This window comes from Thalassobacillus sp. CUG 92003 (assembly GCF_013618635.1).
Taxonomy (GTDB): Bacteria; Bacillota; Bacilli; order Bacillales; family Halobacillaceae; genus CUG-92003.
Genome location: NZ_JABLSJ010000014.1, coordinates 1 through 26,928 on the forward strand (window position 1 = coordinate 1; position 26,928 = coordinate 26,928).

Here is a 26,928-nt window from a genome sequence, read left to right on the forward strand (position 1 = left end):
CAAAATAATTTCCAATTCCATATCAATTTACAGTTGACATTACACCACTAGGCTAAGCTTATTAGAGCATTAAAATAGATAAATCCGTCTCAAAGCAACTATGAGACGGATTTTTTCTTATTCAACCGTGATGGATTCTTTTTTGTGTGTATGAATGTCACCTTTTTCAATATGAACCTTTACGGTATAGTTACCAGAGGCGGGGAATGTGTAACCTGCTGAATATTTTCCATCGTCGGATTCAGCTGCATCGATGAACTTCTCATTTTTCGACTGATCAGAAGATACTTCAAAACGCACATCCGCTTGCTGGAACGGCTCCTCATCTTTTTGGATATGGGCTATAAGTTCTGACTCTGTCTTCGCCGTGAACGTTTTATCTGTCATCACATGAATCGCGAAGTTATCGTCTCCGTGGGCGTGAGACTCCGAGTCTTCTTCCGAGTCATCCTCGGCTGTTTCCTTATTTGGAGATCCGATTGTTACGGTTTTGGTTGGCATCACATGCATATCGCGCGCTGTTGTATGGGCCGTGATGTTATAAGTACCTTTACTTGGGAAAGTGAACTCAGCTTGGTAAACCCCATTTCCGGTTGACTCAGCACTCAGCATTTTGCTGTTGTCTTTAGACGCGTTCTTTTTCCAGATTTCAAACTCTACTTCATCCGCATCATTTACAGCTTCCCCGTCTTGGGTAACTGTTGCTTCAATGGACGTTTGCTTATTCGGTTCGGGTTGATCAGGTGCCAGCGTAATCTCAGTTTCGACCATCGCTAGTGCTTCACTATCGCCGCCATTGCTTTCGGCGTTACTAGAACCACTATCATCTTTGGCCTGGGAGCCGCAGGCACTTGTGAACAGCAAGAAAATAAAAGACATACATAATAGCTTTTTCAACTGCTTCAACTCCTTCTTTATATAATCACGTTAAGAATAACATGGATGCAACCACTTTGTACCCATTATCCCCCGCATAAATGTGGCAAATACATGACACATTAAAATTACACGACACACCCGGCTCTTTCAAAAACCGATTTTTGTACCAGGTACGCTCCATGTGCGTACCTGAAGGAGAATCGGTTGTATGATTCTCTTTGGGTTTGTGTTATAATAGAAAAGTTGAATAATTTTGTGAGTTGAAAGAGGTGTGTGCTTTTATGCAACACAGAACAGATATTCGAAATATCGCTATTATTGCGCACGTGGACCATGGGAAAACAACGTTGGTTGACCAGATGCTTCATTATTCAGGGACTTTCCGTGAAAATGAACATGTGGCAGAACGTGCGATGGACTCTAATGATTTAGAAAAAGAACGCGGTATCACCATTTTGGCGAAGAATACTGCGATTAATTACAATGACACGCGTGTCAATATTCTTGATACCCCGGGTCACGCTGACTTTGGCGGTGAAGTTGAGAGAATCTTGAAAATGGTAGATGGTGTTTTACTTGTGGTTGATGCCTATGAAGGGTGCATGCCGCAAACGCGTTTTGTTTTAAAGAAAGCTTTGGAACAAAAGCTGACACCAGTACTGGTTTTAAATAAAATTGATCGCCCTAATGCCCGTCCGAATGAAGTCGTTGATGAAGTGCTGGATCTATTCATTGAACTGGGTGCTGACGAGGATCAGTTGGAATTCCCGGTAGTCTACGCTTCCGCGCTGAACGGTACATCTGGTGATGAGCCGGATAACTTGCAAGAAACCATGGATCCGATTTTCAATCTGATCATGGATAACATTCCTGCGCCGGTAGACAATTCAGAAGATCCCCTGCAATTTCAAGTTACGCTGCTGGATTACAACGACTATCTCGGGAGGATCGGGATTGGTCGTGTCTTCCGCGGGAGGATTAAAGTCGGGCAGCAAGTTGCCCTGATGAAAAAGGACGGAAGTACGAAGAATTTCCGGATTTCGAAATTATTCGGCTTCATCGGCTTAAAGCGTCGTGAAATTGAAGAAGCTAAAGCTGGTGACATTATTGCGATTGCCGGGCTCGAAGATATTAATATCGGCGAGACAGTTTGTTCTGCTAATAAAAAAGAAGCGATGGAAATACCACGTATTGACGAACCTACGCTGCAAATGACTTTCCTTGTGAATAACAGCCCATTTGCAGGACGGGAAGGAAAATACGTGACGGCACGCCAAATTGAGGAACGGTTGCTGACTCAGTTGGAAACGGACGTCAGCCTGCGTGTTGATCCGACAGAAGTGCCGGATGCTTGGACTGTTTCAGGACGCGGAGAACTTCACTTATCCATCCTCGTCGAAAACATGCGCCGCGAAGGTTTCGAACTGCAATTATCGAAGCCTAAAGTCATCCTTAAAGAGATAGATGGCGTAACATGTGAACCTGTCGAGTACGTGCAAATTGATACACCTGATGAGTTTCAGGGTCCCGTGATGGAATCAATTGGTGCCAGAAAAGGTGAAATGCAGGATATGGTGAATGACGGCAACGGCCAAGTGCGTCTGGAATTCATCGTACCTTCCCGTGGATTAATCGGTTACGCAACTGAATTCATGTCCATGACGCGCGGTTATGGCATCTTGAACCATACGTTCCACGGCTATGCGCCGGTAGCGGAAGGTCAAGTGGGCGGCCGCAGTAAAGGTGTACTTGTTTCCTTAGATAAAGGAAAAAGTTCAACTTACGGCATCATGAACCTTGAGGATCGCGGAACAATCTTTGTTGAACCTGGTACCGATGTGTATGAAGGTATGATTGTGGGCGAACACAGTCGCGATAATGATCTGACGGTTAATATTACGAAAGAAAAGCATCTCACTAACGTGCGCTCTGCGAATAAGGACACGACGGTTACTATCAAGAAAACCCGTTCATTGACACTCGAAGAAGCAATCGAGTACTTGGATGACGATGAGTATTGTGAAGTTACACCTGAAGCTGTCAGACTTCGTAAGAAAATCCTCAATAAAGGGGAACGCGAACGTTTAGCGAAAAAGAAAAAAATGCAAAATGCAGAGTAACAAAAAAACCTGTTCCGATTTAACGGAGCAGGTTTTTTTAATGGGAGGAGATTTATTCCACGAGGTCATTTTCCCAATCATAACTATAAAATTGTTCAGTGGTCACCCATTTTAAAGCTTCCGGATCATTCACTTTGATTCCTTCTTCTATCATCTCCAGCCAACGTGCTGTTTGTGATATATGTGCATGCATAGCATTTAACTTTTCATCTTTAGCATCGGCAATATTACGTTCGATATCAGGATGGCCTAAATCGTCGTACGTATTATTGGCAAAGGCTAGACAGTGCAATTTCGGGCGCTCTGACGGTGCGATTTTTCTAACGGCCCGGACGACTGCCCGTGCGGTCGCTTCATGATCGGGATGGACTGAATATCCCGGGTAAAAGCTGATCACGAGAGAGGGATCCAACTCTTCGATGAGGTCGCTAATCATTTGAGTCATCGCCTCGTCATCTTCAAATTCAAGCGTTTTATCTCTTAAACCCATCATTCGCATATCCGTAATTCCCATGGCATTTGCAGCTTTGAGAAGCTCTTGTTTTCGAATGCCTGGCAAACTCTCTCTCGTGGCAAATGTCGGCGTACCAAGATTGCGCCCCATCTCACCTAAGGTCAGACATGCATAAGTGAGCGGTGTGCCTTGTTTGATAAATGAGGAGATGGTTCCTGATACACCGAACGCTTCGTCATCAGGATGAGGAAAGATGACAAGCACGTGTTTTTCCTGTTCCATATACAATGTCACTCCTTTATTTGGATGTGATATTCCACTCATCATTATCCCGCAGACGACGAGCATTTTAAAGCTATCTGTTTGCGAATGGTATAGACGAGGGCGAGCATCATAAATTATTGTTTATTGCCTTGCAAAATAAGGAACATGCTTCGTGACATCACATTTTAATTAAGGAGTGTTACACGAATGGAAGAAAGGGTCAATCATTTAGTAGATTGGTTGCAATATAAGGTCGAAGAGTCAGGGTTGAACGGTTTGCTCGTAGGTGTAAGTGGCGGCATAGATTCGGCCGTCGTTTCCCAACTGATTAAGCGGGCGGCTCCCGATCAGTCCCTGGGGGTTATATTACCTATCGATCAACATGTAGAAGATCAAGGAGATGCACTGGATGTCGTTAAAAATGCCGGACTCGATTATGTGGGAATTGAATTAACCGAGACGTATCAGCAGTTATACGGTACGATCGAACAAAAACTGACGGATAAAGGGGACTGGAATGAACAGCATTCCCAGTTAGGCGGGGCGAATCTGCAAGCCAGGCTCCGCATGAGTACGTTATATGCTGTGGCAGCTAACTACGGTTATCTCGTAGTAGGAACGGATAATGCTGCAGAACACTACACAGGCTACTTTACAAAGTATGGCGATGGAGGCGTCGACTTGGTCCCGCTCGTTCATATGAACAAGTCGGAGGTAAGAGAGATGGCCCGGTATTTAGAGGTTCCGGACTCCGTTATCTCTAAGGCCCCGAGTGCTGGACTTTGGGAAGGCCAGTCTGATGAGAGTGAAATGGGCGTTTCATATGATGTAATCGATGCTTACCTACAGGGACAACCGGTGAGCGACTCGGATCGTTCTTCGCTTCACACCATGCATGAAAATACTGAACATAAGCGTCAAATGCCAGCCGAACCATCCCCGTTTAAAGGAGAATGATCAATGTCAGAGGTGAAGCGTTCGCGAACAGCACTCATTATGATCGATATGATTAACAAAATGGATTTCGAGGGTGGACACAATCTCCTGGAAAACACACGGTCCATTATGGGCAACCTTCAGGACTTGAAACAAGAAGCCAAGAAAAGAGACGTTCCGGTCATCTATGTTAATGACAACTTCGGTTTATGGCAAGACAACGTCGCGGAGCTGATTGAAGAGTGTCAACAGGGGCCGGGGAAAGAAGTGATCCAGGAGATTATTCCGGAAGATGATGATTTCTTTATTATCAAGCCTAAACATTCAGGTTTTTATGGCACTCAGCTGACCATTCTCCTAAACCAAATAGGAGCTGAGAATTTAGTTATGACCGGCATAGCTGGCGATATATGCGTATTATTTACAGCGAACGATGCCTACATGCGGGAATATAACATCTACGTCCCGAAAGATTGTGTCGCTTCTGAACATCATAGTGATAACGAAAACGCCCTACAAATTATGAAACGCTCCTTATTTGCCGACCTTCGAGAATCCCATCAGTTAAACTGGGAAGAATTAAAATAGACAAACATGCCGTGATGACACACCCGGCTCTTTTCAAAATCAACATTTTGTACCAGGTACGGGTACGAGACGGAAGGAGGAGGCTTATATGAAGAAGCGGCGACTGAAATGGTGGCTGGTTGGCGGCGTTTTAATTGTATTAGGTGCGCTCCTGATTCCTGAAGCTTACGCGTACTTTACGAAGCGTAATTATGAAAGCGAAGCTGTCAGTCAGGAGGATATCCCTGCAGGGTATACCGTCGCCACGTTTGCCGGCGGTTGTTTCTGGTGTATGGAGCCTCCATTTGAAAAACTGAAAGGAGTAGAGGAGGTCGTCTCAGGTTATACCGGGGGCGAAACAACAAATCCAACTTATGAAGAAGTTTCAGCTGGAGGGACGGGTCATATAGAATCTATACAAGTTTACTTTGACCCCGACGTTATCTCATACAAGGAACTGCTTGATGTGTTTTGGCGGCAAATTAATCCAACAGATGATGAGGGGCAATTTGTTGACCGAGGTCATCAATATACGTCAGCGATTTTCTATCACAATGAAAATCAAAAGCAGCTAGCCGAGACCTCGAAACAAGCAATGGCCGAGTCAGGACGTTTTGAAGGTGAGATTGTGACACCCATACGGGAAACAGAGGCTTTCTATAAAGCAGAAGAGTATCATCAGGACTACTATAAAAAGAATGAACTGCGTTACAAATTCTATCGCAATGGTTCAGGGCGAGATGACTACCTGAACGAAACCTGGGGGAACGACCGAGAACTCGACTTCCCAACCAAAGAATAAAAATGGAACACCCGGCTCTTTTCAAAATCAGCGTTTTGTACCAGGTACAAAAAAATAGAGACAACGCGTTTGTGTTTGATTACGTCGCGTTGTCTCTATTTGTGTGGTTGGGGGCGAGGTTTTTGTTTCTGTTTTGGACTGTTAATAATGTTATCTGCCTCCTTCATTAAGATACGAATTTTAAGCCGACGACACCGGCGACAATGCAGCCGATAAAAAATACCCGCTTCAGGTGCGCACTTTCTTTAAAAAACAACATGCCGATCAGGACAGTACCAGCGGATCCGATTCCGGTCCAAATGCCGTACGCCGTTCCAACCGGTAAGTGTATTAAGGAAAGTGACAGAAAATAAAAGCTGAAACAAGCAGCGGTTATTGCTCCAATCGTTGGTTTGACCTTAGAAAAACCATCAGAAAGTTTTAGAAACAGCATGCCTGTCATTTCACCTATGCCTGCTAACACTAAAAATACCCATGCCATCACAGACACCTCCTATCCAATTTCAACCTCTTGAGGCGTCATGACCTCTTCCGACTCTTGTTCTGACGATGTTCCCTTGTTTTCTTCTTCCTGCAAGATCCCTTTAGAAGCAGAGAGCTTCAAGCCAATGATTCCAGTAATCAAAAGAGCAATAAAAAAGACCTTCCCAAGATTTGCTGAATCTCCCAGGAATGTCATGCCGACTATAGCCGTGCCTGCCGCTCCAATACCAGTGAAAATGGCGTACCCTGTGCCAATATCGATTTCTTTTAAAGCCTTCGTAAAACAATAGAAACTGAGTAAGATGAGCACGACCGTAATGCTGGTAATGAGTGGTTTACTGAACCCATCTGACATTTTCAGTCCAATAGCCCATCCGATTTCAAATAGCGACCCGATTAATAAATAGATCCATGCCATCGTTAATCCTCCTTATGTCCGGGATGTTTAATCCCCAACCAGAATATGGTCCAACTCGCTTTTTGCCGCTTGGCAAATAAATCTACATCGTAGAAATTTTCTTCTAAAAACAAACCATCAATTAGTGTGTAAAATGCCGAGGTTAACGTTTCAATGTCTAAATCACGAATGATGCCATCCTGGATACCTTGTTGAAAAATGGGGCGAAGAAGCTCAGTGACAATCGTTTCAACCTCGATGAATTTCTGTCGTATAGCATCTGAAAATTCTTCCGGTGGAAAAAAAGTGACCCGCTTCCAAAACTGACCTTCTTTAGATGTGGCCATCTGCTCGATATACATTTGATAAACATTCTCCAAGCGCTGCTTAATCGTGGCATCTTGAGCAAAATGAATCTGGTTACAGAAAAAATCCTTTTCCCGTCGTGTCACTTCATTTAAAACTTCGAAAAAGATGTCTTCCTTGCTGGCAAAATGATTATAAAGGGACGGTTTCTTGATGCCGATTTCCGAGGCAATATCAGAAAGGCTTGTATTTTGGTAACCGTATTGCCCGAAACAATCGATCGCAACATCCAAAATTTTTTGTTGGGTCATCCTATCGCCACCTTCACTAACTAACGTTTGTTAGTCTAACTGTACCACAGAAAATCCTACTGTGTCCACCCCTCTCGGTCTACACGTTGAGATGACAGAATTTTCAATGTTTCGACAGTGTGAATACCGGGAATACGTTAATTAATAACGTCTTGATAAGATATTTAAAATCTGTTCAGAAAGGGAGAGCTCATTTGTGAGCAAAAATCAGTACACCTTGGGACGATACGAGGGAGAATACGCTATTTTGATGGAGTACGGCCATGAAGATAACGAACTTTCGATTTTAAAGGAACGCGTGATTGCATTCGCAAATTTAGGTGATCGGTTATCCATTCAGTTTGATAACATCGGAAATCTTAAGCAGGTTCAGGTCATAAAGGCGAAGGAAGATGGTAAAGACACGATGGTGATAGAGAAGGAGAAAGTTTAATAGGATTAAGCCTCATCAGGTCATCTAGTTAGCCTGATGAGGCTTATTTTTTTGAACTCCAGTGCTTACGCGTTATATCGTCGGGCCTGATCCCATTATCGTCGCTCCGTCTGCACTTATCATCAGACCCGCTGGAAATATCGTCGTTCCGCACTATGTCGTCGGACCTGATACCCTTATCGTCGCTCCGCCGGCACTTATCATCGGACCCGCTGGAAATATCGTCGCTCCGCACAATGTCGTCGGACCTGATTCCCTTATCGTCGCTCTGCCGGCACTTATCATCGGACCCGCTGGAAATATCGTCGTTCCGCACAATGTCGTCGGACCTGATTCCCTTATCGTCGCTCCGCCGGCATTTATCATCGCATCGCCACAAAATATCGTCGCTCCGCGCCATAGCGGCCAGAGGCGCATAATAAAAGACCCCCGAACAAACGGAGGTCTTTTAACTCAACTAAGAATGAGTGACTAAGGACATGTTCAATTCTTCATCTTTAATGTTTGCAAGCGGCATCATGATATTTTTCGCATTAAATTCGTTTAGCTGTTTTCCTTCGTAAATTTTGTTCGGGGCGTCTGGATTGGCTAATGCGCCTGTTCCAAGACTGATCATATCTGTTTCTTCATTTGCAATCATTGAAGCGGCTTTTTCGGGATCCGATAGCTTTCCGTTTGCAATGATCGGAAGTCCACTGTAATCTCTCGCGGCTTGAGCCATACTTCGGCTATCTTCTCCAAAACCAGGTTGAGCGCCATCTTCATCGGTCACGTGGATAAAATCGACTTCTGATTTTCCCAGGCTGCCGAATATAATGCTGGCATCATCTTCACCATTGGCCCAGCGGTGTTCTGAGTCAGAAACCTTTCCTTGCGAGAGTCTGATGCCAACAGGGTAATCCGGACCGATTGCATCGCGGACATCGGCAATCGTTTCAAGGATGAATTGCATGCGATCGCTCGTAGAACCGCCATAATGGTCTCTGCGTTGGTTGGAGTAATCAGTCAGAAACTCGTCTAGCAGATATCCATTCGCGCCATGCAATTCCACGCCGTCGAATCCAGCCCGCTTAGCATTTTTTGCTGCCTGGACAAATGATTGTTTAACATCTTGAACGTCGATTAAACTCATGGCTTCAGGGTCTGCATAACTCCCTTCGCCTCCATAAAAGGATAATTGCTCTCCTTTTGGTTTGACACCGGAGGGGCTGATGTTGGAATGGACGAAAGCGTTGTATTGGGATTGTGCTCCCGCGTGCATGAGCTGGGCGATGAATTTTGCGCCATGTTCATGGACAGCTTCCACAGCTTCCTGCCATGTTTCAGTTTGTTTAGCGTTAGCTAAGCCAGGTTGATTGGCATAACCTTGGGAATACTTTTCATCAATATAAATGCCTTCGGAAATAATTGCGGCAAAGCCACCTTTTGCGTAACGTTGATAATAATCTATGATTCGGTCATTGATGACGCCGTCTTCTGATGCACTGATGCGTGTCATAGGTGCTACGATGAAACGGTTTTTAAGCGGCAATGGCCCCAAAGATACGTTGTTGAATAATAGGTTATTGGAATAGGTCATTGTTTCTCTCCTTTAAATCTGGTTGTAGATTCCTGACTTTCTTTAATCTAATTCCATTTTTTTGCTGAGTTTAAACAAAAGCCTCTTAGGAAATAAAGGAAGTTATGGTATAATGCAAACAAATGTTCTTGTAAAAGGAAGGTAGATTTATGGGAGAATTGCTCGGGAACCTGAATGACAATCAGGCAGCGGCTGTCATGGCGACGGAGGGGTATTATAGAGTCATAGCAGGAGCCGGGTCTGGAAAAACGCGGACCTTGACCCATCGTTACGCCTTCATCGTAAATGAATTGGGGATCGACCCTGCTCATATCCTTTGCGTAACTTTTACGAACAAAGCGGCTCATGAAATGCGAAAACGGGTTAAAAAACTGATTGGTGGCGAGCAGGATACTGGTTTCATCACAACTTACCATGGTTTTTGTGTCCGTGTGTTACGCGAAGACATTCACCGCCTGTTTTATCCGAAAAACTTCGTCATTTTGGATGTGGATGATCAAAAGACTATACTTCGAGAAATTTTTGAAGAAATGGATTTAAAATTGAACGACAAAACGTTCAAACGCATTTTGGATAAGATTGGGGTGTTGAAAGGGAGTACTCATTACGTGCAACAGATGATTACCCGCGGGGAGATGCCATCAGCAGACGAAGCTGGGGATCTCGATGGCCAAATTATTCAGCGTTATTTAACGAAGCAAAAGCGGGTTTATGGCCTCGATTTCGATGACTTACTCAACTTCACCTTTGTGCTGTTTGCGCAGTATCAGGAGGTGTTGGAAAAGTGGCAAGAGCGGTTATTTTATGTGCAGGTCGATGAATTCCAGGATAGCAGTGGCAAGCAATTTGAATTACTGCAGATGCTTTCTAACAAACATGGCAATTTATTCGTCGTCGGGGATCCGGATCAGACGATTTATGAATGGCGAGGGGCTGATCCTAAATTCCTTGTAGAATTCGAAGCATACTTTCCTGCGGCAGAGACAATCATCTTAAAGCGAAATTATCGGTCGACACCTGAAATTTTATCCGTCAGTAATGATCTGATTAGACAGAACGCCTTTCGCGTCGATAAACAAATGGTGACGGAAAATCCCTTTGGTGTGAAAGTCACGCATTTTCATGGTAAACACGAGCAGGAAGAAGCTAAGTGGGTGATCCATACAATCAAGCGATTAGTGACAGAGAACCAGGCTGCTTATAATGAAATGGCGGTGTTGTATCGGGCGAATTATTTATCCCGATTTATTGAACAGGAATTGATGAATGAGGGGATCGACTATACCATTTTTGGTGGTTTTAAATTTTTTGAACGGATGGAAATAAAAGATGCCATTGCCCACCTTAGAATGGTAGCTCAGGCTGATGATTTGGCGTTTTCACGTATTGTAAATAAACCAAAGCGTCAGATAGGTAAAAAGAGGATGCAGTTCCTGCGGGAGCGGGCTCAGTCAGACGGTTTGAGTCTTTATGAAACATTGAAACGCTATCAAGACCATGCGAGATTGAATGGTACGGGTGCAGCGCCTTTCATTCAAGCGATCGAGTCACTGAGGGAGAGAAGGGAAAGCCTTCATGTATCTGAGTTGCTGCAGGAAGCCATGCAACGCACAGGATACGAAGCTTACTTGAGAGAAGACGGCGATCAAGAACGGTTGGATAATATAGCTGAACTGCTTAATTCGATTGTGCAATATGAGCAAACGTTAGGAGAAGATTTAGAACTCGAAGCTTACTTGCAAATGCTCACATTATATACGGATCACGATCGTGATGACCGCCGTAATACGGTTAAGCTTATGACCATTCATACCGCTAAGGGATTAGAGTTTCCTTATGTATTTTTGGTAGGGCTGAGTGAACGGGTACTGCCGAATGAACGGGCTTTACGGGACAGAAAAGAACGAGCGCTTGAGGAAGAGCGGCGGCTTGCTTACGTAGCCATGACACGAGCTGAGCAGGAGTTGTTTATCACGGAATCGGAAGGTTTCCAAAATGGGGGTCAGCGAAAATATCCGTCACGCTTCATTTTTGAAGTCGACGAGACCCTGTACCAGAGGGTGGGAGAATTGGATGAAGAGCTGGAGCAAGAAGCCAAAGCATTCATCCGGTCAGCTTATCATGATCCTTCTTCCGAGCAATCAGCCCGCCAATTCTCGGTAGGAGCCAGAGTGATTCACCCCGTTTTCGGGGAAGGCACGGTAGAAGCGATCGATGAGAAAACCAATACGTATCAAATCTTTTTTGATGGCTTAAAAGCGCCTCGACCGATTAGCCGGAACTTCAAAAAACTCGAACCTGCATCTGGCTGATCGATGATCATAAAAAGGAGCCGTTCGTCTATGTATGCGAACGGCTCCGATGGTTATTAGGAATTATATAGAATTCACCGTCTCCATAACCTGGGCAAGGTCGGGATCTTTCCCTTCATAGACCAGCTGATAGATGACATCTCTCGTGCTGTTGTACCATTCAATTCGTGTGGTTTCTCCCTCTGTCATGACACTGGCGACAGCGCCTGAATCCATATTGATTTGCCGGTCCGGGTTAACGTGGATTTCCATGTCGCGCAGTACAGTTATAGTCGAAAGGGTTGTTTTTTCCCCGTGGTAGATGAGCTCAATTTCAGAAAGCTGCTCATTTTCTTTGGACACGTGCGCTTCGACAGATTTTTCCTCGAATGGTAGTTTGTCAGGGACGCCGACAAGCTCTTGTTGCTCCGACGTAAGCTCTTCCATAGGTTGGCCAACGTCATCTGGATAGGATCCGGTTAAGTCTTCGAGCGTGACATTTTTGCCGCACCCTGTAATTAGAAGCAGACTCAGACCAACACCGATGATAGATTTCAATCTGATTTTCCTCCTCGTCCTAACGATTGTTAAAAGGGCTGGGGGCCTGGAAATTGAGTGATTTTGGCCCCGAAATTGTTTGCGAACACTCCCGCTTCTTTATGGTTATGGCCGTTTCGAAAAAGTTCCGTGAGATAAGCCCCAATAAACGCATCTCCCGCACCGGTCGTATCGATGGCGTTAGTCGGTGCAACCGGAATACGTTGAGTTTCACCACCGTGATAGACCATACAGCCCTCTTTACCTAATTTCAACACAGGATGCTTGGCGAAGGCAGACAGCCTGGTTAAAATCACTTCTGGCTCCGATTGACCAGTTAACAATTCGCCTTCCTCATAATTAGGGAAAAAATAATCCGCGCCTTGAATAAAATGGAGCAAATCTTGTTTGTGCGTGTGTAAAAAATAGCTGGAACTTGGATCGACTGCTGTAGGAATGCCAGCTTTTATCGCAATTTCTTTTGCTGCCATAACGGCGTCTACCGTTTTAGCATCAAAGAAACTGTAACCTGAGAGGTATAAACATTGGCTGTTGCGGATGGTCTCGGCTTGCCGCCAAACTTCTTCGCACGCCAACGTCTGATTCGCCCCGCGATCCGTGAACATTGTTCGTTCTCCGTTTTGTTTATCGACAAGAATGACGATCTTCCCTGTCTCCAACTCTTGATCACGTTCAATGGCGGGGGAGATGCCTTGTTCCTGGACCTTTTCGATTAAGTATCGGCCGTAAACATCGGAACCGACTTTAGCGAGTAAGGTGCTTTGCCCCCCGCATGCCTGAATACTGGCTGCCACATTATTCGCTTGGCCGCCTGGACTTGTCGTAATATTCGATACCGTATCTGTTCCGTAATGTGCTCCGGATTTGTGTACAATCACATCGACTACCATATCTCCGATTACTGTAATCATTGGTGATGGGCCACCGCGATTTTTGCTCCAATACGGGCGTTATTGTACATAAGCGATAAATTAGCAGTTAAACTGGCGCCGCCCGTTTCTTGTTTAATGTGCGAAAGTAAAAATGGAGTGATCTCCTTGCCTGTTATGTGCTGTTCGTCTGCTTCACGTAAGGCCTGGTTTATGATGGTTTCTATCTCCCCTTTATCCATGGCATCCTGAGGGGGGATAGGGGCCGCTACATGGATAGCTTGGCTGAGATTTAGGTGCTGCTTCACTTTCATGATATCGGCTGCCTCTTGAGCGGAAATCGATTCAACGGGCAACGTTGTTTCTTGAAAGTAAAAGCCAGGGTATCGTTCTGTTTCGAATCCATATACTGCAATCCCAAGGGTTTCCATGAATTCCAACGTTTTCGGTACATCAAGGATGGATTTGATGCCGGCCGACACAACACAGATATTACAATGGGCTAACGTTGTCAGGTCAGCTGAAATATCAAGATGCTCTGCTACGTTTCTGTGAATACCGCCCAGCCCGCCTGTGGCAAAAAAACGAATACCTGCTTGATCGGCAGCATAAGCGGTCGTCGCCACCGTGGTCGCTCCCGTTTGCTTCTTCGCTAAAACACCTGCTAAATCCCGCGTGCTCGTTTTGACGACGCCCTCCTCTTGAGCCAGGCGTTCGATCTCTTCTTCCGTCAAACCTATCTTTATTTTGCCATCCATGAGGGCGATTGTTGCTGGCACTGCTCCTTCTTCACGAATGATGCGTTCAGCTTTTCGTGCCATTTCAACATTCTCAGGGTAAGGCATGCCATGCGAAATAATGGTCGATTCTAAAGCGACAATCGGTTTGTTATGTAGTAAAGCATCCGTTACCTCTGGACTATAATGCAGCATTTTCAATTTTATTCCTCCCTTGCCATCATTATATCTCATTTTAACAAAGGCTGATAGATGGAGTCAGGCTTGTTGGCCGAAGTGGAGTACGGTAATATGAAGAAGGAGCTAAAAATGACCTTGAAGCGATGGAGGTGACGGTATGTCAGGATCGGAAGGGGAGAGACGTCTGCAGGAAAAATATCAGACGAAGCAACAGGCCATTGCCTTTTACGATAAGCAAATGCTGGCACATTTAAATGAGCTGATGATTGATTTTATACGTGATCGCGATATGATGTTTATTGCAACCTCAGACGCCCAAGGGAATTGTGATAGTTCATTTCGTGCGGGGCCGCAAGGGTTTGTGCGCGTGTATGATGAACAGACGGTATTTTACCCTGAATATAAGGGGAATGGTGTGATGGCCAGTCTCGGCAACATAGTTGAGAACCCGCATATTGGTTTGATGCTGATTGACTTTGAACAGGATGCCATTGGTTTGCATATTAATGGTACCGCAGACATCATCGAACATGATTGTTTAGCAGACGTCTTAGACTTGAGCTCAGATCAGATGCAGGAGATTGAAGCAAGTGAAAAGGGACGGGCGCTAAGGTGGGTCGTGGTATCTGTAGAAGAAGCTTATATCCATTGCTCAAAACACATCCCTTTGATGGAAAAACAGGATAAACGTGTACACTGGGGAACGGATCAAGATAAATATAAAGGCGGCGACTATTTTAAAGCCAAAAAAACGAACGATAAAATAGCTGAGAGATAAGCTTGGGTTTAATCCAGGCTCTTTTTTTATGGGCATCGTTATGTATTCATAGACGTTAAATTTGAAAAGTCTTGCTCAATCGTAGCAACAAATGAAAAGGTGCTCTGACAACGATCACCCATCTGTTTGCAGGATAATTGTAGGGGGAACGCGAAAGTATGTATGAAAGCAAATGCCGTAGAAACTACATACAATTGGAGTAAGAACGGTTAGAAGAGAAAAGGAGTGGTACCAGTGAAACGAAAAGTCGGCATATTATTCGGGGGTAAATCTGCAGAGCATGAAGTATCGCTGCAGTCGGCCAAAAACATTATAGAAGCGATTGATGAAAATAAATATGACGTCGTGTTAATCGGAATCGATAAAGAAGGGAAATGGCACCTTAGTAAGGCTTCGCAATTTTTGCTGAATGAGGAGAACCCCAAGTTAATTGCCCTTAACAAATCAAATGAAGGTATAGCAGTAGTTCCTGGGAAAGCAACTAACCAAGTTGTGGCGCTTGGTGATCAGCAGCTCGACCAACTTGACGTTATTTTTCCTATCGTGCATGGGACGCTTGGGGAAGATGGGAGTATGCAAGGAATGCTCAGGCTGGCTAACCTGCCTTTTGTCGGGAGTGGTGTACTGGGTTCTGCCGTGAGCATGGATAAAGATATCGCGAAACGCTTACTTCACGGAGCGGGATTAGAGGTCGCCCGATCCATAACTGTGTCACGAAACAATAGGTCCACGGTACAATTTGAGCAGGTAAAAGCAGAACTCGGGACGCCTCTGTTCATTAAACCAGCCAACCAGGGTTCATCGGTCGGTGTAAGTCGAGTTGAGCATGAAGATGACTTTAATCGCGGCCTGACAGAGGCATTTCAATTTGATCATAAAGTCATCATTGAAGAAAGTATAAATGGGCGGGAGATTGAATGTTCCGTTCTAGGAAACGAAGACCCCGAAGCTTCCTTACCAGGCGAAATCTTGCCTCAGGACGGATTTTATTCATATGAAGCAAAGTATGTCGATGAGAAGGGAGCTATACTGGAAGCCCCAGCCGACCTCAATGATGAGCAAGTCAAAGCGATAAAAGAAGCGTCTATTCAAGCTTTTCAAGCATTGAATTGTGAAGGTCTGGCGCGGGTTGATTTCTTCTTCACAGACGACGGGCGAATTATTATCAATGAAATTAACACATTACCTGGTTTTACTAGAATCAGCATGTATCCGAAGCTATGGGAAGTGAGCGGTTTACCGTATGATCAATTAATTGATAGATTGATTGAATTGGCACTTGAACGTCATCATCGTGATCTGGAACTTAAGCATTCCATCCATGATGATTAAGTAGAAAGAGAGGGAAATGACGTGACCATTAACATCCGTTCTTATCAATCAGACGATTTTGATACAATCCAGTCTTTAAATTCACAGGAAGGATGGTCTGGCCTTGTGTCCCGCTATGAGGCGACACGTCAGGCATTTGAACAGTCATCTCCTGTGTTAGTGGTTGAGTATGAGGGTGAAGTTATAGCATATTTACGGGCATTGACCGATCAAATAGTCACGTTGTATGTGTCCGAAGTATTAGTCAGAGAAGACTGGCGCGGCCATGGAATCGGGAAGCTATTATTAAAGGAGGCTCACCGATTATATCCAGATACGCGTATCGACATGCTAGCCACTAGTCAGTCTCAAACGTATTATACACAACAGCAATTTCGACCGTTTTATGGATTTAGAAAATCAGCAGAAGAATGGAACTAGCAGTTTGGTTACCTATTTATTTTGCTGGAATATTAATTATTCAGATAAACCTAGTTTAATTAATGTGTATAGTGGAACACCTTCCTTAGGAAATATTTCAGAATAACGATTAGGGACTAAGGAGGAGATAGTATGGATCGCGATTATCGTCAAACAGAAGGGCAGCCAGGTCAACATCAGGCGGGCCAGCCTGGGTACGAGCGTCCCATGGACCCACAGCCTTTGCAGGCAGATGATGATTATCGGAGCGGCAATAAACTGAAGGGGAAAGTTGCTTTAATTACCGGCGGTGACAGTGGCATTGGTCGCTCTGTTGCTATTGGTTATGCAAAAGAAGGCGCGGACGTAGTGATTTCTTATTTGGAAGAACACGAAGATGCAGCCCTGACCAAAGAACAGGTTGAAGCTGAAGGGCGAAGAGCAGTGTTAATTAGTGGAGATGTGGGATATCCAGATGTGTGTAAGGATGTTGTTGAGAAAACCATCCAAGCATTTGGTAAGCTGGATATTTTGGTTAACAACGCAGCAGAACAGCATCCCACTGACGATATTATGAATATATCACCAGACCAACTGGAAAGTACGTTCCGCACGAATATTTATTCCATGTTTTATATGACTCAAGCCGCGATTCCGCATTTGGATCGGGGCAGTGCCATCATCAATACCGCATCGATTAATCCGTACACGGGAAATCCGGAGTTAGTTGATTACACTGCCACAAAAGGAGCAGTGGTCGCCTTTACACGCTCAATGGCACAGCAGTTGGTGGACCGCGGCATTCGCGTGAATGGTGTAGCTCCTGGCCCAATTTGGACACCACTTATACCAGCAACGTTTTCAGAGGAAAAGGTGGAAAAGTTCGGTACCAACACGCCTATGGGAAGGCCTGGTCAACCCGTGGAGCACATCGGAAGCTACGTCCTGTTAGCATCTGACGACTCCTCCTATATGACCGGTCAATTCATCCACATCAACGGCGGCCTCTTCACCTCAAGCTAGGCGTACCTGGTACAAAAGACGATATTTCAAAAGAGCCGGGTGTTTCATGTTCGTACATGAAACACCCGGCTCTTTTCATTTTCCCTGATTTGTACCAGGTACGCTAATTATTCTTTATCAATATAGTGTGCGATTTTGGCGGTTGTTGAGCGTGGGAGGAACTTGCTCATGACGGCCGCACTCGTGTTAAGTGCTCCGGGAACGACCACACGCTTTCCTTTGACGAAACCGAGGAAGCCGGCTTTGGCTACATCATCGGCGGTCATCTGACTTTTGGTTAGCTTCGTATTTTCTGCATTAGCTCGTTTAAAGAAATTCGTTTCGGTTGCGCCAGGACATAATGTGGTTACCGTTATGCCCGTGCCTTGCAGCTCTTCTACTAATGCTTCAGAGAAGGAGAGGACGTAGGCTTTAGATGCATAATAAACGGCCATTTTCGGGCCTGGTTGGAAAGCAGCAGTGCTCGAGATATTCAGAATCCCTTTAGGAATATCAAACAAAGGGGCTTTCTTCATGTCAGGTAAGAAATAGTAAGTCAGTTCGGTCAATGCATTAATATTTACCTGAAGCATATCCTGTTGCTCTTTAAGATTAATTGAATCAAAATCCCCGTTCAGGCCGAAACCTGCGTTATTGACGAGTACTTCGACGGTTAGCTCATGGCGGTGCACCACATCATAAATGCGTTTAGCAGCCCCTTGTTTTGATAAATCTTCAACAATCACCGTGACGGGGTGGTCACCTAATTCATCTTGCAGCTCGCGCAATTTATCTTCTGAACGCGCTACAATGATGAGGTGGTAGCCAGCTTTAGCAAACAGGTGGGCAAATTCATACCCAATTCCTCCTGACGCCCCAGTAATTAAAGCAGTTGGTCTCATCTTATACACCTCTCAAATATAACTATTGTAGACTCATTTAACCCCCATACCCGAAATGAATGAGGATTAAGCGTACCTGGTACCAAAACGCAATAATGAAAAGAGCCGGGTGTTCCATGTTCGTACATGGAACACCCGGCTCTTTTGGAAATATCGTTTTGGTACCAGGTACGTTAACGGTACGCTAACTAGGATCAGGCCATTTCTTTGGTGCGGAAGACGAGGGTTGAGGCAATGAGCAGGATCACGATGGTGGCGAGTGATATGCTGGTTGCGGCCCAGAGCTCGCCTGGTACGCTGCCCTCGGCCAGCATGGTACTGAGGTGAGGGATCATCAGCCCTGGGCTCCACGTTAGAATGTGCGATAGAACGTTACTTACCATTGAAATTAAAATTACCACAGCTAAAGTCAGAAAACTGACCATGCCGGGAGACCTGAACAAGGTGTTGAAAAATAAACTGAATGTGACGACTAATGCCAGCCAAACACCATAAAACAGAAACAATTGCATAAATTGACCGAACGCTACATCTCCGATTAATAGATTGGTATAATACCAGCTAGACAATAATCCGAGGAATAAAGAAACGGCCACGATCCCCAACGTGCCGGCCCACTTTGCTGAAATATAAGTATGATAATGGACAGGCTTAACGAGCACTAGTTCAGCCACGCCACTTTTTCGTTCGCCGGAGATTGTTCCCATAGACATTAAGACAACAATCAACACACCAAGCATGTTGAATTGGGATAGACTCATAATCAGTACTTCTCCGGGTGGAGGGGTGGGGATGTCAACTGTCGCTCCTTCTGGGAGTCCGCCCATGGAGTCGAGGATTTCGGGCAGATAATACGTGGACAACGGATCAGTGACACCGAGGATAATAAAAACCAGCGGTACCCACACCCATTTAAAATTCCGCGCTGCTTCCAGATTCTCACGCTTGAAAATGGTCAGCCATTGCATCGTCATTCACCACCTTCATAAATAAGTCTTCAAGCGATGTTCGTCCGACTTCGAACTGGGTAACAGGCCATTTATTCAAAAATGCCCGTTCCAAAATCGCTTCTCTAGCTTGTTCTAAATCTTTAACCCATAAAGTCAGTCCATCTTTTTCACGTAATACTGATTCCACAACTTCCAGGCCTTCTAAATCAGCCACATAAGCATCGGGTTCAGTTTGAAAGTGCAGCGAAATTTTATCTATACGGTGTTTATCCCGTACGGATTGAAGCGTACCGGATTCAATGATTTTGCCACGATGCATTAATAAAAGCTCATCACTCACATCTTCAGCATCCTTAAGAATATGGGTGGAAAATAATAGCGTCGTTTCCTGTTTCAGTTCTTTCATCAAATTCAATACCTCTCTTCGCCCGATAGGATCGAGCGAGGACACAGGCTCATCAAGCATCAACAGTTTGGGTTTATGAATCATCGCCTGGGCGATGCCAAGCCGTTGCTTCATGCCGCCCGAATATTTACCGATTCGCTGATTTTTCACCTCAAGTATGCCGACCCGTTTCATGAGTGCTTCGGCCTGCTCACTCGCTTCTTTTTTACTCAGATGAGCCAGCTGCCCGACGTATACAAGAAATTCCTTGCCATTCATCCAGTTATGAAATTGAGGATGCTGAGGCAAATAGCCGATTTGTGCTCGAATATCATGATCAGGAAAATCTTCAAAAGCGATACGGCCCGAAGTAGGCGTGATCAGGCCTGCGAGCATGCGGAGTGTGGTCGTTTTGCCCGCCCCATTCGGTCCTAACAGCGCAACACAGCTTCCTTTTTGAATATCGAAATGAAGGCGATCCACCACGGGCGACTTCTCGTATGTTTTCGTTAAATCGTGAACGGTTAAGATCGTCATCCATCACCTCTCCTTCCTACGATAAAATAAGCGACAGGCCCAATTGTATTGATGATTAAAATAATCAGGATCCAAAGCCACTTTGGTCCATAAGTGGTATTGGTACGGGAAAGACTGATGAGTGCAACAATCTTTAGAATGAGCTCGATGACAATTAATGGGGCAATGATTCCCCACTCGATCGTTTCAAACATGGCAGACACTCCTTCAATAAAAGTTGTAGTATGATTACGTTTATCAGGGTGAAAAGATTCAATAAAACGAAAAAATTGTCAGATACCTTTGGTTGACATGGGGGAGCTGGTTCTATAAACTAATGGGCAAGATTAGTTTCAGAGATTAGCAGAGATTTAGAGAATGAGAAGAGCCAGAGTTGAGGCAGGATGAGCGGAGCCGAGTGAGCCTGGGGTTAACAAGGGAGAGCCTTGTATTATCGCCTAAGCCAATTCCCACATTAAATTCATCCACTTTTATGCGTTTTCCTCAACCTCTCATTCTCCATAACTACTATGGAGAGGTGAGTCTTTTTTGCGTACCTTAAATTCTTTTCTGCACCAGGCAGAAACCTACCACACACTTCCAATAAGCGATACTTTTTATGCGGATACACTGACACCGATTCAAATGTTTCAGGCTGTTCAGGATGAGGCTGTTTACATGCTTGAAAGCCAGGATCCGGAATCCCCATGGGCAAACTATTCCTTTATCGGTCTTGATCCTATGGTTGAAATCAAACAAGCCTCAGAACAGTTTGTGATTCGGGATACCCAAAACGGTCACGTTCAGTACGCGCCTTCTCTTAAGCGCGCATTTGACCTGACGCTGCATGATCTGAATGTTGAACAGCCTGATATTCCTTTACCCTTTCGAGGCGGAGCTGTCGGGTATATGGGTTACGATGCGATTTCCGATTTCGAGCCGATTCCAAAAGCAGTTCCTGATCATGTGAATGTGTCGAACTATCATTTGGTATTTTGCCAAAGCTTGATTGCGTATAATCATAAATCAAAAGAAACAACATTTATTCATTTTGCCCACTTGCCGTCTTCTTCTGATGACGAGGAAAAGGCATGGCATTATCACCAGGCCAGTTCACGTATTCAGCAATTACGTGATAAATTGATGAATAATTTCACCGGCCACGATCTCATGATCAATCAACAACACGAGACAGGCGATACTTTGCAGCTGTCAAGCAATTACGAGCATCAGAAATTCCTGAGTGATGTTGAGCGCATTAAAGAATATATCAAAGCGGGGGATATATTCCAGGCGGTCTTATCTCAGCGTTTTGAAGTGACGAGTCAATTGTCGGGTTTTCAACTGTACCGTGTTTTGCGGAAGGTGAATCCTTCTCCTTATATGTTTTACTTGAATTTTGATGATGTAGAAGTTATCGGCAGCTCGCCTGAACGATTGTTGGAAGTTCAAAATCAGAAGCTTGAGATTCATCCCATAGCGGGAACCCGTAAACGAGGCGCTACAGTTGAAGAAGATGAAGCGTTAGCCAAGGACTTGTTAGACGATGAAAAAGAACAGGCCGAACACCGGATGTTGGTCGACCTAGCACGCAATGATGTCGGAAGAGTGGCCGAATTCGGCTCTGTGGCTGTGCCGGAATACATGGTAATCGGACGTTTTACCAGTGTCATGCACATTATCAGCAAAGTGACGGGAACTCTTCGGAGCGATGTTCATCCGATTGACGCGTTATATGCAGCATTTCCAGCCGGTACGTTATCAGGCGCGCCTAAAGTAAGGGCAATGCAGATATTGCGGGAACTTGAACCGACGCCGCGTCATTTGTACGGAGGAGGAATCTTATATTTAGGGTTTGATGGCAATATTGACTCGTGCATTACGATCCGGACGATGACACGTATCAAGGATAAAATATATATTCAGGCAGGGGCGGGCGTTGTGGCCGACTCTGACCCTGAGAGTGAGTATCAGGAAACGTTAAATAAAGCAAGCGCACTAAAACGTACGATTGAGTTAGCTGAGGAGATTTTTGAGCCGAGCAGAGAAGGAGTGGAGACGAGTGAAAACACTATTAGAACAGATCGTAGCAGGTAAAACATTAAACGAACAGGATGCTTTTCAAACGATGGATCAAATCATGAAAGGGGCCGTTTCAACAGGGCAGTTGATGAGCATGTTAAGCGTCCTCAGTTTTCGAGGTGAAACAGTCGAGGAGTTGACTGGATTTGCCAGGGCGATGCGGGAGAATATGACGAAATTGTCGGTTGAAGACGACGAGGCCCTGATCGATACATGCGGAACAGGAGGAGATGGCAGTTCGACCTTCAATGTGTCCACAGCTGTCTCGCTCGTTTTAGCCGCGATGGACGTCAAGGTGGCGAAACATGGCAATCGCAAAGTCTCCTCTAAAAGTGGGAGTGCTGATGTGCTTGAATCGTTAGGTTTGCCAATTGAAACGACACCTGAAGAAGGAAGGCAAGCATTGCAGCACAAGGGAATGACCTTCTTATTTGCCCCGAATTACCATCAGGCTATGAGGCATGCGGTACCGGCGCGAAAAGAACTGGGATTCCGAACGGTTTTCAATCTGCTCGGGCCAATGGCCAACCCTGCCAACGCTAAGCGGCAGCTCATTGGTATTTATGACACAACACTCGGGGAAAAAATGGCTGAAGCCCTTCATGCCCTTGGTTCCAAGCATGTGTTGCTCGTAACCGGAAAAGATGGACTGGATGAGATCACCATAACGGGTGAAAGCGATATTGTGGAATTGCGGCACGGTGCTGTTAATCGGTTTTCCATCAAGCCAGAAGATGTCGGTTTAAACACCGGCAAACTTGAAGATATTCAAATCAACCGTCCTGAAGAGAGTGCAGACATTATTCGTGATATCATATATGATGAGGCCAATGAAAGCGCCAAAAACATCGTGCTGATGAATGCTGCTGCCGGCCTGTATATTGCGGGCAAAACGCCGGACTTAAGAAGCGGTGTTCAGCAGTTGACAGAGGCTGTTGAGAGCGGCCGAGTCCGCGATTATTTTGAAGCGATCACTGAAGTAAAGGGGAACCGCCGATATGCTTGAGACGATTCTAGCTACAAAAAGACAGGAAATTAAACTTCTCGGATTACCTGAAGCGCAGGAAGTCCACCATTATTCATTATATGATGCGTTAAAATCTGCAGAGTCATCACCTTTTTTAACCGGTTTGATTGCGGAAGTCAAGAAAGCTTCGCCATCGAAGGGAATCATCCGGGACGACTTTAACCCGGTTATCATTGCAAAAGAGTATGAAAAAGCTGGTGCTCAGGCGATTTCTGTTCTCACAGACCAGCATTTCTTTCAGGGACACCGCGATTTCTTGCGTGATATCAAACAAACCGTTCAAATCCCAGTGCTACGAAAGGACTTCATCATTGATCCAATGCAAATCGAGGAGAGTGCCAGACTGGGTGCAGACGCCATCCTGTTGATTGGTGAAGCGTTGGAAGCCAAACAGCTTCATGAATTCTATCAGATGGCGGAAGGATTTGGGATGGAAGCATTGGTAGAAGTACATGCCGGATCTACGTTGCAGGCGATTTTAAACGAGTTCACTCCGCGGATTGTCGGCATCAATAATCGGGATTTAACCACATTTGAGACCAGCCTGGATCAAACGGACAAAATAAGCGGACGCGTACCGAAGGATAGCCTGATCGTTTCAGAGAGTGGCATTTCCTATTATGAAGATATTAAACAAGTCCGCGAATTTGGTGCCGATGCTGTGCTGGTTGGTGAATCATTAATGAAACAAGAGAGCGTCAAGGATGGCGTTTCGTTACTTATGGGGGGTGTGCGTCCATGAATCAGCCGCTGCTCAAACTATGTGGGAATCGCTCTGAACAAGACGTAATCGAAAGTGCAGCTTCGAACGCGACCCACCTTGGATTTATTTTTGTTCAAGGCACGAAACGTTATGTCTATCCTGAGCAGGTAAAAAGATGGATCAACGCCACTGAGCCACGCCAGCAATTAGTTGGTGTGTTCATTGAGCCGACCATCGAACAACTGGAGGTTGTGCTTGAATTCGTTCCGCTTGATATTATCCAGCTTCATGGCAATGAGACAGTTTCAGAGGTTTTGAAAATCAAGGAAAACTTCAATTTACCTGTATGGAAAGTGGTTCATCATAGCAAGCACGGCCTGGATTATATGAATCTATTTCACGGTGCTGTAGATGGCTACGTGATTGATTCCAAGGTTAAAGGAGCTTATGGCGGTACGGGCGTAAGTTTTGACTGGGAAGCGATCCAAGACTATCAGATAGAGGCAAAGAAGCAGGGAGTCCCGTGTTTGACTGCTGGCGGAATCACACCGGAAAATGTGCATGAATTACTCAGCTATCACCCACGAGGGATTGATATATCAAGCGGTACGGAAACGGAAGAACGCAAGGATCCAAAAAAAATTAAGGCAATTATGGAAGAGGTGGAGCAGTATGACACAAGTTTATCCAGACGCTAAAGGCCGCTACGGCGATTTCGGCGGAAAGTATGTGCCAGAGACGTTGATGGCGCCTCTTCAGGAATTAGAGCGGGCTTTGGATGACGCCATGGACGATCAGCATTTTATCGACGAATTACACCAGGTATTAACCGAATACGCAGGTCGTCCGACTGCGCTCACCTTTGCTGATAAAGTGACCGAGCAGCTAGGCGGGGCCAAAGTTTATTTAAAGCGAGAGGATTTGAACCATACTGGCGCTCATAAACTTAATAACGCCATTGGCCAGGCCCTTCTTGCCAAGCGAATGGGCAAAAAAAATATCATCGCAGAGACTGGGGCAGGCCAGCACGGCGTGGCTTCTGCTACAGTGGCAGCTAAGTTTGGTCTTTCCTGTAAAGTCTTCATGGGAGAAGAAGATATAAAGCGGCAGGAATTGAATGTATTTCGGATGAAATTGTTAGGCGCAGAAGTCGTGCCAGTATCCAGCGGTAATGGCACGCTGAAAGATGCGACGAACGAGGCGATTCGCTACTGGGTGGCAAATTGTGAAGACCATTTCTACTTGATCGGCTCGGTCGTAGGACCGCATCCGTACCCGAGAATGGTCCGTAACTTTCAACGCGTGGTCGGAGATGAGTCGAAGGTTCAATTCGCAGCAGCAGAACCTTCCCTGCCTACGAGAATATACGCATGCGTGGGTGGTGGAAGCAATGCGATCGGTATGTTCTACCCTTACTTGGAAGACGATGTAGAGCTGATCGGCGTTGAAGCTGCCGGTAAAGGCATCGATACGTCCGAACATGCAGCCACGCTGTCTAGAGGTTCGCGAGGTGTTATCCATGGATCCCTAACGTATTTGATGCAGGATGAAAATGGCCAAATAACTGAGCCTTACTCGATTTCAGCTGGTCTTGATTACCCGGGCATCGGGCCGGAACACGCTTATTTGTTCGATTCTAAACGCGTGCGTTATGAAGCCGTCACGGACGAAGAAGCGCTGGAATCGTTGAAGCTATTGACAGAAACTGAAGGGATCATCCCTGCCATAGAAACGGCCCATGCTTTAGCGCAGGCGTTTAAAGAAGCTAAACACCTTACTTCAGATGACACAATTCTGATCAATTTATCAGGACGTGGAGATAAGGATATGGCCACACTGATGAACCATTTTCAGGAGGAGGTTTAGAATGTTGACCCAAACGTCGTTTCAAGGAAAGTTAACGAAGACGCAAAACTTGTTCATCCCTTTTCTGGTTGCAGGTGATCCGACTCCTGATATTACCGTGCAGCTTGCTCAAAAACTACAAACTGCAGGGGCAGATGTATTGGAGTTAGGTGTACCTTATTCTGATCCGATTGCTGACGGGCCGACAATCCAGCGTGCTGCTAAACGTGCCCTGGAAAGCGGAATGTCATTGACCAAGGCCATTGAACTGGTGCCAAAACTCCGGGAAAACGGAGTAGATATACCGATTGTGATTTTTACGTATTATAACCCTGTGCTTCAGCTCGGGCACGACTATTTTTTTGAATTGCTTGAGAAGAATGGAGTAGAAGGTGTGTTGATTCCTGATTTACCGTATGAAGAGAGCAGCGAAGTCCGGGAACTTGCTTTGAACTATGATATTGAGTACATTTCATTTGTCGCTCCTACCTCAGAAGCGCGTATTCAGCAAATTGCTGAGCAAGCCCGTGGTTTTCTTTACTGCGTATCTACCCTGGGTGTAACAGGCGAACGCCATGAGATTGCCCCTGAGGTTCTTTACTTTATTGATAAAGTAAAAGCATATAGTCAAGCCCCTGTTGCTGTCGGCTTTGGCATATCGACGAACGAGCACGTACGTTTAATTCAACAGCATGCAGACGGCGTCATTATCGGCAGTAAAATTATTCGGTTGATCGAAGAAGAACTCGATTCCCTCTTGACTGCCGAAGCACGTGAACAAGCACTCGAGCGGTTTTATGTTCAAGTGTCCGATCTTGTAAAATAGTGAGCCAATAGATGA

30 protein-coding genes are annotated in these 26,928 nt (G+C 45.3%); 16 read left to right on the plus strand and 14 right to left on the minus strand.

The genetic code is table 11. The features are described from left to right. Window positions 1-117: 117 nt before the first annotated feature. The gene (locus tag HOP45_RS17305; protein WP_181350641.1) at window positions 118-897 is read right to left on the minus strand and encodes a FixH family protein; all 780 of its coding nucleotides are present in this window, start codon (window positions 895-897) and stop codon (window positions 118-120) included. 263 nt (window positions 898-1,160) lie between these two features. On the opposite strand from HOP45_RS17305, the gene typA reads away from it, so the two are divergent. Next, window positions 1,161-2,999 carry a translational GTPase TypA gene (gene typA, locus HOP45_RS17310; RefSeq protein WP_181350642.1) on the plus strand — a complete coding sequence of 613 codons (1,839 nt, stop codon included), beginning with the start codon at window positions 1,161-1,163 and terminating at the stop codon, window positions 2,997-2,999. A 52-nt stretch (window positions 3,000-3,051) separates the two neighbouring features. On the opposite strand, the gene bshB2 is transcribed toward typA, so the two are convergent. Next, window positions 3,052-3,735: a bacillithiol biosynthesis deacetylase BshB2 gene (bshB2, locus tag HOP45_RS17315; RefSeq protein ID WP_181350643.1), complete on the minus strand. Its 684-nt coding sequence runs from the start codon at window positions 3,733-3,735 to the stop codon at window positions 3,052-3,054. 189 nt (window positions 3,736-3,924) lie between these two features. Here bshB2 and nadE point away from each other — a divergent pair, with 189 nt between their 5' ends. From nadE to msrA, 3 genes are all read left to right on the plus strand, one after another. Then, a complete protein-coding gene (nadE, locus tag HOP45_RS17320) occupies window positions 3,925-4,674 on the plus strand; it encodes an NAD(+) synthase (protein WP_181350644.1) in 750 nt (249 codons plus the stop codon). A gap of 3 nt (window positions 4,675-4,677) precedes the next feature. Beyond that, window positions 4,678-5,241, plus strand: a complete 564-nt coding sequence (locus tag HOP45_RS17325) for a cysteine hydrolase family protein (protein ID WP_181350645.1) — start codon at window positions 4,678-4,680, stop codon at window positions 5,239-5,241. A gap of 88 nt (window positions 5,242-5,329) precedes the next feature. Further along, entirely contained in the window at window positions 5,330-6,022 is a 693-nt protein-coding gene (gene msrA, locus HOP45_RS17330) for a peptide-methionine (S)-S-oxide reductase MsrA (RefSeq protein WP_181350646.1), read from the plus strand. Window positions 6,023-6,188: 166 nt separating this feature from the next. Here msrA and HOP45_RS17335 read toward each other — a convergent pair whose 3' ends face one another. Genes HOP45_RS17335 through HOP45_RS17345 form a run of 3 tightly spaced genes read right to left on the minus strand, consistent with a single transcriptional unit; the run spans window position 6,189 to window position 7,519 of the window. After that, window positions 6,189-6,503, minus strand: coding sequence for a DMT family transporter (locus HOP45_RS17335; protein ID WP_181350647.1), 315 nt, complete (start codon window positions 6,501-6,503; stop codon window positions 6,189-6,191). 12 nt (window positions 6,504-6,515) lie between these two features. Next, window positions 6,516-6,923, minus strand: coding sequence for a DMT family transporter (locus tag HOP45_RS17340; protein ID WP_181350648.1), 408 nt, complete (start codon window positions 6,921-6,923; stop codon window positions 6,516-6,518). Window positions 6,924-6,925: 2 nt separating this feature from the next. After that, window positions 6,926-7,519 (minus strand): TetR/AcrR family transcriptional regulator, encoded by a 594-nt coding sequence (locus HOP45_RS17345; RefSeq protein WP_181350649.1) that lies wholly within the window; start codon window positions 7,517-7,519, stop codon window positions 6,926-6,928. 196 nt (window positions 7,520-7,715) lie between these two features. On the opposite strand from HOP45_RS17345, the gene HOP45_RS17350 reads away from it, so the two are divergent. Next, complete coding sequence (locus tag HOP45_RS17350) at window positions 7,716-7,952, plus strand: hypothetical protein (RefSeq protein WP_370458060.1); 237 nt, start codon at window positions 7,716-7,718, stop codon at window positions 7,950-7,952. A 153-nt stretch (window positions 7,953-8,105) separates the two neighbouring features. On the opposite strand, the gene HOP45_RS17355 is transcribed toward HOP45_RS17350, so the two are convergent. Both HOP45_RS17355 and HOP45_RS17360 read right to left on the minus strand, forming a co-directional pair. After that, window positions 8,106-8,369, minus strand: coding sequence for a hypothetical protein (locus HOP45_RS17355; RefSeq protein ID WP_181350650.1), 264 nt, complete (start codon window positions 8,367-8,369; stop codon window positions 8,106-8,108). 40 nt (window positions 8,370-8,409) lie between these two features. Then, a complete protein-coding gene (locus HOP45_RS17360; RefSeq protein ID WP_181350651.1) occupies window positions 8,410-9,531 on the minus strand; it encodes an oxidoreductase in 1,122 nt (373 codons plus the stop codon). Between the two features lie 149 nt (window positions 9,532-9,680). On the opposite strand from HOP45_RS17360, the gene HOP45_RS17365 reads away from it, so the two are divergent. After that, window positions 9,681-11,843 (plus strand): ATP-dependent helicase, encoded by a 2,163-nt coding sequence (locus HOP45_RS17365; protein WP_181350652.1) that lies wholly within the window; start codon window positions 9,681-9,683, stop codon window positions 11,841-11,843. A 63-nt stretch (window positions 11,844-11,906) separates the two neighbouring features. Here HOP45_RS17365 and HOP45_RS17370 read toward each other — a convergent pair whose 3' ends face one another. The 3 genes from HOP45_RS17370 to HOP45_RS17380 are packed head-to-tail and all read right to left on the minus strand — an operon-like array spanning window position 11,907 to window position 14,181. Beyond that, a complete protein-coding gene (locus HOP45_RS17370; protein WP_181350653.1) occupies window positions 11,907-12,380 on the minus strand; it encodes a hypothetical protein in 474 nt (157 codons plus the stop codon). 29 nt (window positions 12,381-12,409) lie between these two features. Continuing rightward, on the minus strand, window positions 12,410-13,291 hold the full coding sequence (locus tag HOP45_RS17375; protein ID WP_181350654.1) for a carbohydrate kinase family protein: 882 nt from the start codon (window positions 13,289-13,291) through the stop codon (window positions 12,410-12,412). Beyond that, window positions 13,288-14,181 (minus strand): pseudouridine-5'-phosphate glycosidase, encoded by an 894-nt coding sequence (locus tag HOP45_RS17380; protein WP_255437740.1) that lies wholly within the window; start codon window positions 14,179-14,181, stop codon window positions 13,288-13,290. Before HOP45_RS17380 ends, HOP45_RS17375 begins: the two co-directional genes overlap by 4 nt. Before the next feature lie 142 nt (window positions 14,182-14,323). Here HOP45_RS17380 and HOP45_RS17385 point away from each other — a divergent pair, with 142 nt between their 5' ends. The 4 genes from HOP45_RS17385 (at window position 14,324) to HOP45_RS17400 (ending at window position 17,698) form a co-directional block, all read left to right on the plus strand. Continuing rightward, entirely contained in the window at window positions 14,324-14,944 is a 621-nt protein-coding gene (locus HOP45_RS17385) for a pyridoxamine 5'-phosphate oxidase family protein (protein WP_181350656.1), read from the plus strand. A 234-nt stretch (window positions 14,945-15,178) separates the two neighbouring features. Next, entirely contained in the window at window positions 15,179-16,276 is a 1,098-nt protein-coding gene (ddlA, locus tag HOP45_RS17390) for a D-alanine--D-alanine ligase (RefSeq protein WP_181350657.1), read from the plus strand. Between the two features lie 21 nt (window positions 16,277-16,297). Continuing rightward, window positions 16,298-16,696 carry a GNAT family N-acetyltransferase gene (locus tag HOP45_RS17395; protein ID WP_370458061.1) on the plus strand — a complete coding sequence of 133 codons (399 nt, stop codon included), beginning with the start codon at window positions 16,298-16,300 and terminating at the stop codon, window positions 16,694-16,696. A 132-nt stretch (window positions 16,697-16,828) separates the two neighbouring features. Then, window positions 16,829-17,698 (plus strand): SDR family oxidoreductase, encoded by an 870-nt coding sequence (locus HOP45_RS17400; RefSeq protein WP_181350658.1) that lies wholly within the window; start codon window positions 16,829-16,831, stop codon window positions 17,696-17,698. A gap of 107 nt (window positions 17,699-17,805) precedes the next feature. Here HOP45_RS17400 and HOP45_RS17405 read toward each other — a convergent pair whose 3' ends face one another. From HOP45_RS17405 to HOP45_RS17420, 4 genes are all read right to left on the minus strand, one after another. Next, window positions 17,806-18,579 (minus strand): SDR family NAD(P)-dependent oxidoreductase, encoded by a 774-nt coding sequence (locus HOP45_RS17405; RefSeq protein ID WP_181350659.1) that lies wholly within the window; start codon window positions 18,577-18,579, stop codon window positions 17,806-17,808. A 194-nt stretch (window positions 18,580-18,773) separates the two neighbouring features. Then, window positions 18,774-19,547 (minus strand): ABC transporter permease, encoded by a 774-nt coding sequence (locus HOP45_RS17410; RefSeq protein WP_181350660.1) that lies wholly within the window; start codon window positions 19,545-19,547, stop codon window positions 18,774-18,776. Beyond that, window positions 19,519-20,451 (minus strand): ABC transporter ATP-binding protein, encoded by a 933-nt coding sequence (locus tag HOP45_RS17415; RefSeq protein ID WP_181350661.1) that lies wholly within the window; start codon window positions 20,449-20,451, stop codon window positions 19,519-19,521. Before HOP45_RS17415 ends, HOP45_RS17410 begins: the two co-directional genes overlap by 29 nt. Further along, window positions 20,448-20,645 (minus strand): PLDc N-terminal domain-containing protein, encoded by a 198-nt coding sequence (locus tag HOP45_RS17420; RefSeq protein ID WP_181350662.1) that lies wholly within the window; start codon window positions 20,643-20,645, stop codon window positions 20,448-20,450. Before HOP45_RS17420 ends, HOP45_RS17415 begins: the two co-directional genes overlap by 4 nt. A 334-nt stretch (window positions 20,646-20,979) precedes the next feature. On the opposite strand from HOP45_RS17420, the gene trpE reads away from it, so the two are divergent. Genes trpE through trpA form a run of 6 tightly spaced genes read left to right on the plus strand, consistent with a single transcriptional unit; the run spans window position 20,980 to window position 26,913 of the window. After that, the gene (gene trpE, locus HOP45_RS17425) at window positions 20,980-22,527 is read left to right on the plus strand and encodes an anthranilate synthase component I (protein WP_181350663.1); all 1,548 of its coding nucleotides are present in this window, start codon (window positions 20,980-20,982) and stop codon (window positions 22,525-22,527) included. Then, complete coding sequence (gene trpD, locus HOP45_RS17430; protein ID WP_181350664.1) at window positions 22,493-23,518, plus strand: anthranilate phosphoribosyltransferase; 1,026 nt, start codon at window positions 22,493-22,495, stop codon at window positions 23,516-23,518. Before trpE ends, trpD begins: the two co-directional genes overlap by 35 nt. Then, on the plus strand, window positions 23,511-24,281 hold the full coding sequence (trpC, locus tag HOP45_RS17435) for an indole-3-glycerol phosphate synthase TrpC (protein ID WP_181350665.1): 771 nt from the start codon (window positions 23,511-23,513) through the stop codon (window positions 24,279-24,281). The genes trpD and trpC overlap by 8 nt, the downstream gene beginning before the upstream one ends. Next, window positions 24,278-24,940, plus strand: coding sequence for a phosphoribosylanthranilate isomerase (locus HOP45_RS17440; protein ID WP_181350666.1), 663 nt, complete (start codon window positions 24,278-24,280; stop codon window positions 24,938-24,940). Before trpC ends, HOP45_RS17440 begins: the two co-directional genes overlap by 4 nt. Beyond that, complete coding sequence (trpB, locus tag HOP45_RS17445) at window positions 24,915-26,108, plus strand: tryptophan synthase subunit beta (RefSeq protein WP_181350667.1); 1,194 nt, start codon at window positions 24,915-24,917, stop codon at window positions 26,106-26,108. The genes HOP45_RS17440 and trpB overlap by 26 nt, the downstream gene beginning before the upstream one ends. Before the next feature lies 1 nt (window position 26,109). Then, window positions 26,110-26,913, plus strand: coding sequence for a tryptophan synthase subunit alpha (gene trpA, locus HOP45_RS17450; protein ID WP_181350668.1), 804 nt, complete (start codon window positions 26,110-26,112; stop codon window positions 26,911-26,913). Window positions 26,914-26,928 lie beyond the last annotated feature (15 nt).